Raw genomic sequence first — 12,309 nt, 5'->3', positions numbered from 1 at the left:
GCTGAGAGTACCGCCGGGAACCGGCAGGTCGGTGGGAGCGTCGGCGGCGGAAAAGGCGTTGCGGCCGCAATTGCCGGCTCCTATCGTCGTTGTGCTCGACGCGCGAGGACCGGAAGGAGGTGCGGGATGAGCACGTTCGTCTCCGCGCCGCCGGTGCGGGTGTTCAACGCCGACTACAGTCCGCTCGACGCGGTGCACTGGCAGGACGCCGTGGGCATGATGCTGCGCGAGGTGGCATTCGCCCTCGAGCCGCACGACCCGCCCCGGGTGCTGCGCTCACCGAGCACGGTGATCGAGGTGCCCAAGTCGATGCTGCTCGTGCGGTACGCGGCGGTGCCCTACCGCCGCGTCGCCGACCACGCGAGCCGGTCCGAGATTCTGCGCCGTGACGACCACGCCTGCCAGTACGTGGGCTGCGCCGCGCGGGCCACGACGATCGACCACGTCTTCCCGCGCTCCCGCGGCGGCGGCAACACGTGGACGAACCTCGTCGCGTGCTGTGCGGAGTGCAACCACCGCAAGGCCGACCGCACGCCGGCCGAGGCGGGCATGCGCCTGGTGCGTGAGCCCTTCCGCCCCGCGGCGGTCTGACCCCCTGCTCCGATTGAACGCTGTTTTGGAGATTCCGACCTGCGGTTTTCCTCTCCAAAACATCGTTCAATCGGAGGTGGCGACCGCCCAGAGGGGGTTGACGGGGCCGTGGCCCGCGCCGAGCGGGTACGCCCAGCGCAGGCCCTCGGTCACCCAGGCCTTGCCGAAGGCGACGGCGGCCGGCACCGATGCGCCGTGCGCGAGGGCCGCCGTCGTCGCCGCGGCGAGGGTGTCGCCGGCTCCGTGGTCGTGCGCCGTCGGGACCCGCGGCGCGGTGAACTCGACGGACTGGGCGCCGTCGGTGAGCAGGTCCGGGCTCTCGGGGTGATCGCGCAGGTGACCGCCCTTGACCAGCGCCCACTGCGCGCCGAGCGCCAGCAGGGCCTCGGCGGCCGCCGCTTGCGTGGCGGCGTCCACCACGTCGATCCCGGTGATCAACCGGACCTCGTCGAGGTTCGGGGTGACCAGGGTGGCGCGGGGGACGAGCACGGTGCGCAGCGCGTCGAGGGCCTCGGTCGCCAGCAGCGGGTCGCCGTGCATCGACGCGGCCACCGGGTCGACGACGAGCGGCACCGAGCGGCCTTTGCCGATGCCCTCCGCGTCGGCCGCGGCGGCGACGGCCTCGATGATCTCGGTGGATGCCAGCATGCCGGTCTTCGCGGCCTCGACGCCGATGTCGCCGGCGACGGACCGGATCTGGGCCGCGACGATCGCGGGATCGATGCCGCGGAAGTCCTGCACGCCCACACTGTTCTGCACCGTGACCGCGGTGATCGCGACGCAGGCGTGCAGGCCGAGGACGGCGAAGGTCCGCATATCGGCCTGGATGCCCGCGCCGCCACCGGAATCCGAGCCGGCGATCGTCAGCACGCGGCGCGGGGCGGTGCCCTGCGGGGCGGTGGGCAGGCGCGACGGTGCGCCGACCGCCACCGTCGAGCGGTCGGTCACCCCGCCCGTCATGCCCGCGAGGGCTCGAGCGGGATGTACACGCGCCCACCGGCGTCGGCGAACTCCTGCGACTTCGCCGCCATGTCGGCCGCCAGCTTGGCGTCGATGTCCTCCTGCGTCACGAGGTTGTGCTCCTCGGCGTAGGCGCGCACGTCGGCGCTGATCCGCATGGAGCAGAACTTCGGACCGCACATCGAGCAGAAGTGCGCCGTCTTCGCGGGCTCGGCGGGCAGCGTCTCGTCGTGGAACTCGCGCGCGGTGTCCGGGTCCAGCGACAGGTTGAACTGGTCGACCCAACGGAACTCGAAGCGCGCCTTGGACAGTTCGTCGTCGCGGGACTGGGCCCCGGGGTGCCCCTTGGCGAGGTCGGCGGCGTGCGCCGCGATCTTGTACGTGATGACGCCGGTCTTCACGTCGTCGCGGTTGGGCAGGCCCAGGTGCTCCTTGGGCGTGACGTAGCAGAGCATCGCCGTGCCCGCCTGCGCGATGATCGCGGCGCCGATGGCGGAGGTGATGTGGTCGTACGCCGGCGCGATGTCGGTGGCGAGCGGGCCGAGCGTGTAGAACGGCGCCTCCTCGCACAGCTCCTCCTCGAGCCGCACGTTCTCAACGATCTTGTGCATCGGGACGTGGCCGGGGCCCTCGATCATCACCTGCACGCCATAGGACTTCGCGATCTTCGTCAGCTCGCCCAGGGTGCGGAGCTCCGCGAACTGCGCCTCGTCGTTGGCGTCCGCGATGGAGCCGGGGCGCAGGCCGTCGCCGAGGGAGAAGGTCACGTCGTACTCGCGGAGGATCTCGCACAGCTCGCGGAAGTGGGTGTACAGGAACGACTCCTCGTGGTGCGCGAGGCACCACGCCGCCATGATCGAGCCGCCGCGGCTGACGATGCCGGTGACCCGGTTCGCGGCGAGCGGCACGTAGCGCAGCAGCACGCCGGCGTGCACGGTCATGTAGTCGACGCCCTGCTCGCACTGCTCGATCACGGTGTCCCGGAAGATCTCCCAGGTGAGCTTGGTCGGATCGCCCTTGACCTTCTCGAGCGCCTGGTAGATCGGCACGGTGCCGACAGGGACCGGCGCGTTGCGCATGATCCACTCGCGGGTCTCGTGGATGTCCTTGCCGGTCGAGAGGTCCATGATGGTGTCGCCGCCCCAGCGGGTGGCCCACACCATCTTCTCGACCTCCTCGGCGATCGAGCTGGTGACGGCCGAGTTGCCGATGTTCGCGTTGATCTTCACCGCGAAGGCCTTGCCGATGATGGCGGGTTCCAGTTCCGGGTGCTTGCGGTTGGCGGGGATCACCGCGCGGCCGGAGGCCACCTCCTCGCGCACCTTCTCCGGATCGAAGCCCTCGCGGGCGGCGACGAAGCGCATCTCATCGGTGATGATTCCCGCTCGCGCCCAAGCGAGTTGGGTGCTCGCCCCGTCGACCGGCGCGGGCGTGCTCCAGGCGTCGCGGGTCTTCGGCAGGCCCTCGGCGAGATCGTGCAGCTGGTCCTCGGCGGTGTACTGGGTGTACGGGCCGGAGGTGTCGTAGACGTCGTGGTGATCGCCGTTGGTGAGCGCGATGCGCCGGAACGGGACGTGGAGATCGGCGCCGCCGTCGGCGCCCGGGAGGGTGCGGTACTGCTTGCTCGAGCCCTCGATCGGGCCGACGGTGACGGTGCTGACAGGTGTGGACGACGAAACAGGCATGCGGGACTCCTCTTCCCTACGCCGGCATTACCCGGACAGGTTCGTACGGTCGACGCCCGCGCTAGACGTCCTCTCAGCTCACTGCGGTGAGCTCCCGTGTGGTGTGCGTTACCGAGGGTAGCGCACCTGCGCCGGAGTCTCAGGCGATCCGCACGCCCCGGGGCAGCTTCGCCGCGGGAACCCGCAGGCGGTGGGCTGCGAACGCCAGCCCGATCCCGCCCAGCGCCAGGTTCGCCAGCAGGCCCCAGTACCAGGAGTGCCCGAGGTAGCCGTCCGTCCGTCGCGGGTCGCCGAAGTCGGAGTAGTAGATGAAGTCGTCACCGGTGGAGAACCCCGGCTGCCCGCAGGTGCGGTCCTGGTTCGCCGCGGGCGGGGTGCGCATGTCGGACACCCCGTCGGCGATGCCGGCGAGGCCGGATTCGGACGGGATGCGCTGGTCGTCCGACGTGTAGCGCTTCCAGGCCCTGCGGTCCCGTTCGGCGTCGCGGCCGTAGTCCCGCTGCGCGGCGGAATCTGCTAGGACGACCGCGGGGTTCGGCGCGAGGATCCACCAGACGCGCTCGGTGTGTTCGACGGTGACGGTCGTCCGTTCGATCCGGCACGTGCCGCTCTCACCGCTCTCGGAGTACGTCCAGTTCGGCCGGTCCGCGGCGACCTCGGTCTTCGTCGCGGGGACCAGCAGGACGGCGATGATCGGCAGACCGATCAACAGGAACAGCATGGCCAGCTGCGTGACGGCGGCGGAGCCGATCGGCCGCGCGAGCAACGCGGAGAAACCGAGACCGATGCCGCAGTACGACAGGAAGATCAGCGCCGTCACCACCACGCCGAGCACGGAGAAGACGATCGGGTACTCGGCGACGGCGATGGCCCAGATCAGGTACGGCGCCGACACCACCAGCAGGGCGCAGGAGGCGATCCACGCGCCGAGCAGCTTGCCGGTCGCGAGCTGCGCGCCGCTGGCGGGCGTCGCCTGCACGACGGCGAGGGTGGCGTCCTTGCGGTCGCCGTTGATGGACGTCGCCGTCATCGTCGGGGCGATCACCAGCCCGAGGAAGCCGACGAAACCGAGGACGATGAAGTACAGGTTCTCCTCGAAGGTCTGCCCGCCGTTGTCCGGCGACGTGGCGGTGATGAACCACATGAGACCGAAGACCACTGCGGAGACCACGAGGAAGAACACGCCGAGCAGCACGCGCCAGCGGGTGGCGCGGGTGCGTTGGCGCAGTTCCAGCCCGGTGAGCACGCCGACGGTGCGCCACCACTGCGTGAAGCCGTTCATGTGCGATCAGCCTCCAGTGCGAAGTACGAGTCCTCGAGGGCGTTGGTGGCGCGGGCGAACTCGACGACCCGGGCACCGTCGGCGATGACCTGCGCGAGGTGCGCGGCCGCGTCGGCCTCCGAGCCGAAGGTGAGATACGTTCCACCGCTCGGTGGTTCACCGAGCAGCCGGATCCGCCACCGGGTGACCGCGGACTCCGGCGGCGCCTCGGTGCGGCCGCGCGCCATCATCACCACGTCGTCGACCATCTCGCCTAGCTCGGAGAGGATGTGCGAGGAGACGAGGACGGCGACGCCGCTGTCGGCGAGGGCGCGCAGCGAGTCGCGCAACTCGAATCGCGAGCGCGGGTCCATGCCGGAGGCCGGCTCGTCGAGCAGCAGAATCGGCGGGTGGTGCACCATGGCGCGGGCGAAGCCGAGTCGCTGCTTCTGACCGCGGGAGAGAACCTGGGCGGGCCGGTCTGCGAACTCCGTCAGGTGCACGCGCGCCAACAGGTCCGTCGCGCGGGCGCGTGCCTCGCCCGACGGGACGCCGTACAGTTTCGCGAAGGTGGTCAGGATCTCGGTGGGGGTCAGCGAGTCCCAGGTGCCGAAGACGTCGGGCATCCACCCGACGCGGGACCGGAGCGCCTCGGGAGCGATGGTGGCACCGTCGAGCTCGATGGCGCCCGACGACGGCCGGAGCAGGCCGGCGAGCATGAGCAGCAGCGTCGTCTTGCCCGCACCGTTCGGACCGACCAGGCCGGTGATGCGGCCCGGGGGCAGGGTGAGCGTCGCGTCGGCGACCGCGACGTGCTGATTGAAGGTGCGCGTGAGCCCGCGGGCGACCAGCGTCATGCGCTCCACAGTAGCGGCGTTTACAGATTCACGATCGAGAAATGTGACAGATGTGAAAACACCGGACGCGAGTACGCCGACTTGTCGGTGTTCCGGCGTACGGTGGGGTGATCCGCATCACATGGAGGTGTTCATGGCTGACAAGGTCGAGGTTCCCCCGCCCACGCTGGAACTGGGGGAGTCGTTGCGTCTCTTCGACAATCCGGTGCGCGACCGGTACGAACTCTGGTCGGGTGACGAGCTCATCGGGGTCGAGGGCTACGAGGTCACCGACCACGGTGACGTGATCCTGCTGCACACGGTGGTCATGGAGAAGTTCGGCAAGCAGGGCTTCGCCCGCGCCCTCGTGTCGGGGGTGCTGGACGATCTGCGCTCCCGGAACCGGCGCGTGATCCCCGTGTGCACCTACGTGCGCTCGTTCATCGCCCGCTTCCCGCAGTACCAGGACGTCGTCGCCTCGGCGGCGCACACCTAGGAGCCGGGGCGGCGCAGCGCTCGGACGTACCGGGCGCGCGCCACCCGCTGCGCGACGAGGAGTGCGGCATCACCGTCGCGGTGCACGACGAACGCCTCCTTGCCGCGTACGGGATGCCCGGTAGGCGCCGTCATCGCGCCTCGGCCCAGTAGCGGTAGTCGTGGTGGTGGGTGAAGCCGGCGGCGCGGTAGAGATCGCGGGCGCCGGTGTTCTCGAGGGTCACCTCGAGGAAGACGCGCGGCGCGCCCTCGTCCGCCGCGCGCGCCCGGAGCGCCCCGAGCAGCCGGGTCGCGAGCCCCCGTCGACGGTGCTCGGGCGCGACGGCCATCGAGCCGATCCCGCCCCACACCGTTCCCGCAGCGTCGGCGGTGACTGCGAGGCGCCCGGCCGCCACGAGGGCACCGTCGGGCCCGGCGATCGACGCGAACAGGGCTGCCCCGTCGACCGACGTCACGAGCGGTTCGACGGTGCCGGTGAGGGCGAGCCACGCGGCGGCCGGGGCCGTCGCGAAGCGGACCTGCGGGTCGACGCCGTCGCCGTCGGCCGGCGCGGTGAGCACCTCCGTCGGCTGCACGACGGGCGCGAGCCCCGATGCGCCCGGCAGCACGCGGTCGGAGAGCGTCAGGCGCAGCGGCAGGTCACGCGCGGCGTACCAGGCCCGCACCCCGTCGAGCCGGTCGAGAGCGGCGTCCGGGTGCAGGGGAGCGGCGGCGTTCGCGCGGTGCCCGGGCAGGCCCGGTGCGGCGCGGCACAGCCAGCCGTCGATCCACTCGCGCTCCACGGACCACCAGGACCGGGCCCGCGCGAGGTCGAGCGATCGGATCTCGCTCGCTCGGACCGGGCGGGGCGGCACCGTCTTCCAGCGGACGAGGTCGGCCCGCGCAACCGCGTGCTCCGCGCCGTCGCGATCGGCGCGGACGAGCAGCGGGTCACCGTCGGACAGCAGGGTCCCGATGACGTCCGAAGCCTGCCCGGACGGCAGCAGCCGCCGGACCACCACCCGGTCGCCGGGCACGGGCACGTCAGTGACCGAAGGGGTCTTCGACGGTGCCCGGCACCCAGGTCAGGCCCGGCACGTTCCAGCCCTGCTTCTTGATGAACTTCTTCGCCTGCCGCGCGTACCGGCCGGTGAGGACGTCGGTGTAGAGGAAGCCGTCGAGGTGGCCGGTCTCGTGCTGCAACATGCGCGCGAAGAACCCGGTGCCCTCGATCTCGACCTTCTCGCCGTTGCGGTCGGTGCCGACGACCTTGGCCCAGTCGGCGCGGCCCGTCGGGAAGGACTCGCCGGGGACGGAGAGGCAGCCCTCCCAGTCCTCGTCCGGGTCCGGCATGGTCTCGGGGATCTCGGACGTGGTGAGCACGGGGTTGATCACCTCGCCGCGGCGGCGCTCGCGGGTCTCCTCGTCGGGGCAGTCGTAGACGAACAGCCGCAGGTCGCGGCCCACCTGGTTACCCGCGAGGCCCACGCCGTTCGCGACGTCCATGGTCTCGTACATGTCGTCGAGCAGCGCCACGATCTCGGCCGACGGCTTGCCGTCCGCGTCCAGCTCGACGGGCGTCGTGGGGGAGTGCAGCACGGGGTCGCCGACGATGACGATGGGGAGTACGGACATGACATACACGGTAGTCGGGGGCGGTGCGGGACGCACCGGCGCACCGGGCGTCGTGGGCCCCGGCGGTGCGGGAGCTGCGCGACACGCGCCCGTAGCCCCGTGGCGCCGCCGCCGGCCGTGGTTAGATTGACGCGAACTACAGAAGTGTTATTTCGAATGCGAGGGGAACGCATGGAGGGCGCCGGTGCGGCCGCGCAGAAGACGGTCCGAACTGACGCGCAGCCCGTCGACGAGCGCGGCGAGGACGGCCTGACCAGGCGCGAGCACGACATCCTGGCCTTCGAGCGCCAGTGGTGGAAGTACGCCGGCGCCAAGGAGGACGCGATCAAGGAGCTCTTCGGGCTCTCCGCGACCCGCTACTACCAGGTGCTCAACACCCTGGTCGACACGCCGGAGGCGCTGGCCGCCGACCCGATGCTCGTCAAGCGTCTGCGCCGCGTCCGCGCCAGCCGGCAGAAGGCCCGCGCCGCCCGCAAGCTCGGCTTCGAGATCACGTGATCCGATACAGTCGGGTGTCGTGAGCACTCAGAACACCCGCGCCGTCCCGATCCGGACCATCATCATGATCCTGATCTCGGCCGCGATCATCCTCGCGGCCGTCGGGGTCCATGGGCTCGTGACCCGCAACGACGATCCGCAGGCGGCGCTCAACGCGCAGGAGGCCAAGATCAAGGCCGCTGCCACCGAGACCGCGGCTCCCGCCGCCGACCAGCCCCCGGTGTGCCTGATCTCCGTCGCCAGGGCCCCGGTCGCCGAGACGCGGGACAAGCTGAAGAAGGCCGGGTTCACCGTGCAGGGCGAGACCGCCGCACCCTGGCCCAACCGGCCCGCCGCGCCGCGCGCCACCACCGTCTACTTCGCGGACGGCGGCGAGGACACCGCCAAGACCGTCTCGACGGCGCTCCCCGGGTCCGCCACCGCGGCGCGCCCCGCCGGCCTCGAGGCGTGCGAGGGCGCGCTCGCCGTCGCCGTCGTCAAAAAGTAGGCGGCGACCGGCCGGAGCGGGTACCTGTCCCTCACCGCGAGAGCGGCCCCGATATGATTTCGGGCAACACCAGCCCCAGGGCGGCCCAGCCCCGGTAGCCGTCGCATAAGGAGTCATCGATGACGAAGCGTCAGTTCCTCGCCCCGATCGCGATCCTTCCGGTGGCGGCCATCGCCCTGGCCGGCTGCACCACCAACGAGAAGCCCTCGGACACGCCCGGAACGAACCCCGCGGTCGTCACCGGGGCGACGGTGCCCGCGCAGGGCCCCGTTCGCAGCCTGGATCCGAACGCCGCGCACGGCGAGGAGAAGCCGGGCGAGAGCTCGCCGTCGGCCGGCACCGCCGAGGCCTCGCTCGTCAAGCCCGACGGCAGCAGCGCCGGCAAGGCCTCCTTCTCCGAGAAGGACGGCGTCGTGGTGATCGACGTCCGCGTCACCGGCCTCCCCGCCGGCTTCCACGGCATGCACATCCACGAGGTCGGCAAGTGCGAGCCGAACTCGGTCGCCAAGAACGGCGCACCCGGCTCCGCCACCAACTTCGGCTCCGCCGGCGGCCACTGGCAGAAGCCCGGCGCCTCCGGCCACCCCATGACGGGCGACCTGGTCTCGGTCTACGTGAACGCCAACGGCACCGGCCAGACCGTCACCAGCACCGGCGCCTTCACCCTCGCCGACATCAAGAAGAACACCGAGGGCAACGCGCTCATGATCCACGCGGGCCCCGACAACTTCGGCAACATCCCGTCGGCGCGCTACACCAACATCGTTCCGGGCCAGCCCGTGCCGGACGAGACCACTCTCAACACCGGCGACGCCGGCGGGCGGATCGCCTGCGGCGTGATCAAGGTCGGTTAATCATCGAGCCCGTCGCCTTCGAGGCGTCGCCGCGGCCGACGATCGGCGTCGAGTGGGAATTCGCCCTCGTCGACCGGGAGACCGCGGACCTGGTCAGTAGGGCCGGGGAACTGTTCGACGGTATCCGCGCCGCCCATCCGGACATCGCGCCGCAGGTGCATTCGGAGATGCTGCGCAACACCGTCGAGGTGGTGACGGGCGTCTGCGAGAACACCGCGGAGGCGATGGCGGACCTCGCCCGCATCATCGCGGCGGTACGCGAGACGTCGGACGCGATGGGCGTCGACCTGTTCGGTGCCGGCACCCACCCGTTCGCGCAGTGGAACGCGCAGCAGCTCACCGACAATCCGCGCTACGACGAGCTGATCGCCCGCACCCAGTGGTGGGGCCGGCAGATGCTCATCTGGGGCGTGCACGTGCACGTCGGGGTGAACCACCGCGACAAGGTGCTGCCGATCATCTCGGCGTTGCTCAACCACTACCCGCACCTGCTGGCTCTGTCGGCGAGCTCCCCGATGTGGGGCGGCCACGACACCGGCTACGCCAGTACCCGCGCCATGATGTTCCAGCAGCTGCCCACCGCGGGCCTGCCCTTCCAGTTCGAGCGGTGGAGCGAGTTCGAGCGCTTCGTGCACGACCAGAAGACCACCGGGATCATCGACCACCTCAACGAGATCCGCTGGGACATCCGCCCCGCGTGCCACCTCGGCACCATCGAGGTGCGGATCTGCGACGGCATGTCGTCGTTCGCGGAGCTCGAGGCGATCGTCGCCCTCATCCACTGCCTCGTCGTGTGGCTGGACTCGCGGCTGGACGCGGGGGAAACCCTGCCGACGCTGCCGCCCTGGCACGTGCAGGAGAACAAGTGGCGCGCGGCCCGGTACGGCCTGGACGCCATCATCATTCAGGACGCGGACAACAACGAGCGCCTGGTGACGGAGGACCTCGACGACCTGCTCGAGCAGCTCGCGCCCATCGCGGTGCGCCTCGGCTGCTCCCGCGAGCTGGCGGCCGTCGCCGACATCGCCCGCCGTGGCGCTTCCTATCAGCGGCAGCGTGCCGTCGCCGGCGGCGTCTGCAACGTGGACACCTACCGCGACGTGGTGCGGTCGGTGACGAGCGAGCTCGTCCTGCCGTAGCCGCGTGTCGATGCACGCATAGCCGCATGCGTCTTTGTTAACGAAAATGATTCTCGTTAACTTTGTCGCGTGCTCACCACCTCGCTCGGCCGTCGCGCCGGCGCCTCCCCGCTGCTCCTCGCCGGAGTCCTCGCGGCGGTCCTCGTCGTGTCGATTGGCGTCGCGGTGTCGCAGGGCGCGGCGACGGTGCCGCTCGGCGACGCCCGGCGCCTGCTCTGGGCGGGCCTGACCGGCGGCACTCTCGCCCGCGAGGACCAGTCCACTTACTCGATCCTCTGGGACCTGCGCATGCCGCGGGTGCTGCTCGCGGCCCTCGTCGGCGCCGGCCTCGCCATCGCGGGGGTCGCCTGCCAAGCCCTGGTCCGGAATCCGCTCGCCGACCCCTTCATCCTCGGAATCTCCAGCGGTGCGTCCGTGGGCGCGAGCTTCGTGGTCACCACCGGCGTCGTGGCCGGCCTCGGCGTCGCCGGCACGGCCGGGGCGGCCTTCGCGACCGCGGTGCTCGCCTCGCTGCTGGTCTATCTGCTCAGCCGGACGGCCGACGGTGCCCTCAGCCCGGTCCGGCTGGTGCTCACCGGCGTGGTGCTCGCCTTCGCCTTCCAGGGCCTGGCGGGCGCGATCGTCTTCTTCGACCCCGTCGGCGACGCCGCGCGGTCCGTGATGTTCTGGCTGCTGGGCGGTCTCGGGGGAGCGCAGTGGTCCGTGCTCCCGCTGGTCGCCGCGACGGTGGCGGTGTGCGCCGCCATCACCGGGCGCCTCGCGGGCGTGCTCGACGTCCTGGCGCAGGGCGACGAGGCCGCCGCGGCGCTCGGCCTCGACCCGCACCGCGCGCGCCGAATCCTGTTCCTGGTCATCGTGGTCATGACCTCGGTCCTCGTCGCCGTCGCGGGCACCGTCGGCTTCGTCGGGCTCGTCGTCCCGCACGCGGTCCGCATGATCGTCGGCCCGGCGCACAAGGCGGTGCTCCTGCTCGCCCCGCTCGTCGGTGCGCTGCTGCTGGTGTGGGTGGACCTGCTCAGCCGCCTGGTGGTGGCGCCGCGCGAGCTGCCGCTGGGCATCGTCACCGCCCTGGTCGGCGTGCCCGTCTTCATCGTCCTGCTGCGGCGTCGCGGCGGACTGCTGGGCGGCGCGGCGTGAGGATCGAACTGGATCGGATCACCGTGGAGCTCGGCGGAACCCGAGTGCTCCACGACATCTCGCTCGACATCGCCGCGGGTGCGCACGTCGGGCTGATCGGGCCGAACGGCAGCGGCAAGTCGACGCTGTTGCGCTGCCTCTACCGGGCGATCGCCCCCGCCGCGGGGACGGTGCGCGTGGGCGGGCGGGACCTCGCAGCGGTGCGCCGGCGCGACGGTGCGCGCCTGGTCTCCGCCGTCACGCAGAGCGAGACCGGGCATCTGGGGTTCACGGCGGAGGAGACGGTGATGCTGGGGCGCTTCGCCCACGGCGACGCCGGCAGCGCCGCCGCGATCGAGGCCTGCGAGGCGGCGCTCGTCGCGGTGGACGCCACCGCGCTCCGGCACCGCAGCGTGCTCGGGCTCTCCGGGGGCGAGCGGCAGCGCGTCCTCATCGCCCGCGCCCTCGCGCAGGACACACCGGTCCTCCTGCTCGACGAGCCGCTCAACCACCTCGACGTGCGGCACCAGCTGGACCTGCTGCGCCTGCTCCGGGCGACGACCAAGACGACCGTCACCGCCATCCACGACATCGACCTCGCCGCCCAGAGCTGCGACCGCCTGGTGCTCCTCGACCGCGGCCGGGTGGTCGCCACCGGCACCCCGGGCGAGGTGCTCACGCCCGACCGGATCGCCGAGGTCTACGGCGTGCGGCCCGTGGTCGCCGCGGCCGGCACGGGTCCGCCGCGCATCCGCTTCGAACTGTAGAAACCG

15 protein-coding genes and 1 riboswitch are annotated in these 12,309 nt (G+C 71.4%); of the genes, 8 read left to right on the top strand and 7 right to left on the bottom strand.

Annotated elements, in window-relative coordinates; all coding sequences use genetic code 11:
* Positions 1-126: 126 nt before the first annotated feature.
* On the top strand, positions 127-591 hold the full coding sequence (locus tag ACM9LD_RS06110; protein ID WP_415675849.1) for an HNH endonuclease: 465 nt from the start codon (positions 127-129) through the stop codon (positions 589-591).
* A 66-nt stretch (positions 592-657) separates the two neighbouring features.
* Here the strand turns inward: ACM9LD_RS06110 and thiD are convergent, their stop codons facing one another.
* The 4 genes from thiD to ACM9LD_RS06090 all read right to left on the bottom strand — a co-directional run bounded on the left by thiD (position 658) and on the right by ACM9LD_RS06090 (position 5,354).
* On the bottom strand, positions 658-1,551 hold the full coding sequence (gene thiD, locus ACM9LD_RS06105) for a bifunctional hydroxymethylpyrimidine kinase/phosphomethylpyrimidine kinase (protein ID WP_415675848.1): 894 nt from the start codon (positions 1,549-1,551) through the stop codon (positions 658-660).
* Positions 1,548-3,236, bottom strand: coding sequence for a phosphomethylpyrimidine synthase ThiC (thiC, locus tag ACM9LD_RS06100; protein ID WP_415675847.1), 1,689 nt, complete (start codon positions 3,234-3,236; stop codon positions 1,548-1,550). The genes thiD and thiC overlap by 4 nt, the downstream gene beginning before the upstream one ends.
* Positions 3,232-3,344, bottom strand: a riboswitch (TPP riboswitch). Its footprint overlaps the gene before it by 5 nt.
* Before the next feature lie 31 nt (positions 3,345-3,375).
* Complete coding sequence (locus ACM9LD_RS06095) at positions 3,376-4,518, bottom strand: ABC transporter permease (protein ID WP_415675846.1); 1,143 nt, start codon at positions 4,516-4,518, stop codon at positions 3,376-3,378.
* Positions 4,515-5,354 (bottom strand): ABC transporter ATP-binding protein, encoded by an 840-nt coding sequence (locus tag ACM9LD_RS06090; RefSeq protein WP_415675845.1) that lies wholly within the window; start codon positions 5,352-5,354, stop codon positions 4,515-4,517. The genes ACM9LD_RS06095 and ACM9LD_RS06090 overlap by 4 nt, the downstream gene beginning before the upstream one ends.
* 133 nt (positions 5,355-5,487) lie before the next feature.
* Between ACM9LD_RS06090 and ACM9LD_RS06085 the strand changes: the two genes are divergently transcribed.
* Positions 5,488-5,829: a GNAT family N-acetyltransferase gene (locus tag ACM9LD_RS06085; protein WP_415675844.1), complete on the top strand. Its 342-nt coding sequence runs from the start codon at positions 5,488-5,490 to the stop codon at positions 5,827-5,829.
* Here ACM9LD_RS06085 and ACM9LD_RS06080 read toward each other — a convergent pair.
* Genes ACM9LD_RS06080 through ACM9LD_RS06070 form a run of 3 tightly spaced genes read right to left on the bottom strand, consistent with a single transcriptional unit; the run spans position 5,826 to position 7,442 of the window.
* Positions 5,826-5,963, bottom strand: a complete 138-nt coding sequence (locus tag ACM9LD_RS06080; RefSeq protein WP_415675843.1) for a hypothetical protein — start codon at positions 5,961-5,963, stop codon at positions 5,826-5,828. The two genes, ACM9LD_RS06085 and ACM9LD_RS06080, sit on opposite strands and share 4 nt — an antisense overlap.
* A complete protein-coding gene (locus ACM9LD_RS06075; protein ID WP_415675842.1) occupies positions 5,960-6,850 on the bottom strand; it encodes a GNAT family N-acetyltransferase in 891 nt (296 codons plus the stop codon). Before ACM9LD_RS06075 ends, ACM9LD_RS06080 begins: the two co-directional genes overlap by 4 nt.
* Before the next feature lies 1 nt (position 6,851).
* The gene (locus ACM9LD_RS06070) at positions 6,852-7,442 is read right to left on the bottom strand and encodes a peptide deformylase (RefSeq protein WP_415675841.1); all 591 of its coding nucleotides are present in this window, start codon (positions 7,440-7,442) and stop codon (positions 6,852-6,854) included.
* A 171-nt stretch (positions 7,443-7,613) separates the two neighbouring features.
* On the opposite strand from ACM9LD_RS06070, the gene ACM9LD_RS06065 reads away from it, so the two are divergent.
* The 6 genes from ACM9LD_RS06065 (at position 7,614) to ACM9LD_RS06040 (ending at position 12,303) form a co-directional block, all read left to right on the top strand.
* Positions 7,614-7,940 (top strand): DUF3263 domain-containing protein, encoded by a 327-nt coding sequence (locus tag ACM9LD_RS06065; RefSeq protein ID WP_415675840.1) that lies wholly within the window; start codon positions 7,614-7,616, stop codon positions 7,938-7,940.
* A 19-nt stretch (positions 7,941-7,959) separates the two neighbouring features.
* The gene (locus tag ACM9LD_RS06060) at positions 7,960-8,427 is read left to right on the top strand and encodes a LytR C-terminal domain-containing protein (RefSeq protein ID WP_415675839.1); all 468 of its coding nucleotides are present in this window, start codon (positions 7,960-7,962) and stop codon (positions 8,425-8,427) included.
* 119 nt (positions 8,428-8,546) lie between these two features.
* Positions 8,547-9,281, top strand: coding sequence for a superoxide dismutase[Cu-Zn] (sodC, locus tag ACM9LD_RS06055; RefSeq protein WP_415675838.1), 735 nt, complete (start codon positions 8,547-8,549; stop codon positions 9,279-9,281).
* Positions 9,282-9,283: 2 nt separating this feature from the next.
* Positions 9,284-10,420: a glutamate--cysteine ligase gene (locus tag ACM9LD_RS06050; protein WP_415675968.1), complete on the top strand. Its 1,137-nt coding sequence runs from the start codon at positions 9,284-9,286 to the stop codon at positions 10,418-10,420.
* A 69-nt stretch (positions 10,421-10,489) separates the two neighbouring features.
* A complete protein-coding gene (locus ACM9LD_RS06045) occupies positions 10,490-11,557 on the top strand; it encodes a FecCD family ABC transporter permease (RefSeq protein ID WP_415675837.1) in 1,068 nt (355 codons plus the stop codon).
* Positions 11,554-12,303, top strand: coding sequence for an ABC transporter ATP-binding protein (locus ACM9LD_RS06040; RefSeq protein WP_415675836.1), 750 nt, complete (start codon positions 11,554-11,556; stop codon positions 12,301-12,303). The genes ACM9LD_RS06045 and ACM9LD_RS06040 overlap by 4 nt, the downstream gene beginning before the upstream one ends.
* Positions 12,304-12,309 lie beyond the last annotated feature (6 nt).

Source organism: Tsukamurella hominis, assembly GCF_965137015.1.
Lineage (GTDB): Bacteria > Actinomycetota > Actinomycetes > Mycobacteriales > Mycobacteriaceae > Tsukamurella > Tsukamurella hominis.
The sequence above is the reverse complement of the archived record's forward strand: the minus strand, read 5'-3'. Positions and strand labels throughout refer to the sequence as shown.

What these genes read in the sequence shown, in the direction of transcription:
- ACM9LD_RS06110 (WP_415675849.1), top strand. Translation starts at nt 127, where the DNA reads ATGAGCACGTTCGTCTCCGCGCCGCCGGTGCGGGTGTTCAACGCCGAC.
- thiD (WP_415675848.1), bottom strand. Translation starts at nt 1,551, where the DNA reads ATGACGGGCGGGGTGACCGACCGCTCGACGGTGGCGGTCGGCGCACCG.
- thiC (WP_415675847.1), bottom strand. Translation starts at nt 3,236, where the DNA reads ATGCCTGTTTCGTCGTCCACACCTGTCAGCACCGTCACCGTCGGCCCG.
- ACM9LD_RS06095 (WP_415675846.1), bottom strand. Translation starts at nt 4,518, where the DNA reads ATGAACGGCTTCACGCAGTGGTGGCGCACCGTCGGCGTGCTCACCGGG.
- ACM9LD_RS06090 (WP_415675845.1), bottom strand. Translation starts at nt 5,354, where the DNA reads ATGACGCTGGTCGCCCGCGGGCTCACGCGCACCTTCAATCAGCACGTC.
- ACM9LD_RS06085 (WP_415675844.1), top strand. Translation starts at nt 5,488, where the DNA reads ATGGCTGACAAGGTCGAGGTTCCCCCGCCCACGCTGGAACTGGGGGAG.
- ACM9LD_RS06080 (WP_415675843.1), bottom strand. Translation starts at nt 5,963, where the DNA reads ATGACGGCGCCTACCGGGCATCCCGTACGCGGCAAGGAGGCGTTCGTC.
- ACM9LD_RS06070 (WP_415675841.1), bottom strand. Translation starts at nt 7,442, where the DNA reads ATGTCCGTACTCCCCATCGTCATCGTCGGCGACCCCGTGCTGCACTCC.
- ACM9LD_RS06065 (WP_415675840.1), top strand. Translation starts at nt 7,614, where the DNA reads ATGGAGGGCGCCGGTGCGGCCGCGCAGAAGACGGTCCGAACTGACGCG.
- sodC (WP_415675838.1), top strand. Translation starts at nt 8,547, where the DNA reads ATGACGAAGCGTCAGTTCCTCGCCCCGATCGCGATCCTTCCGGTGGCG.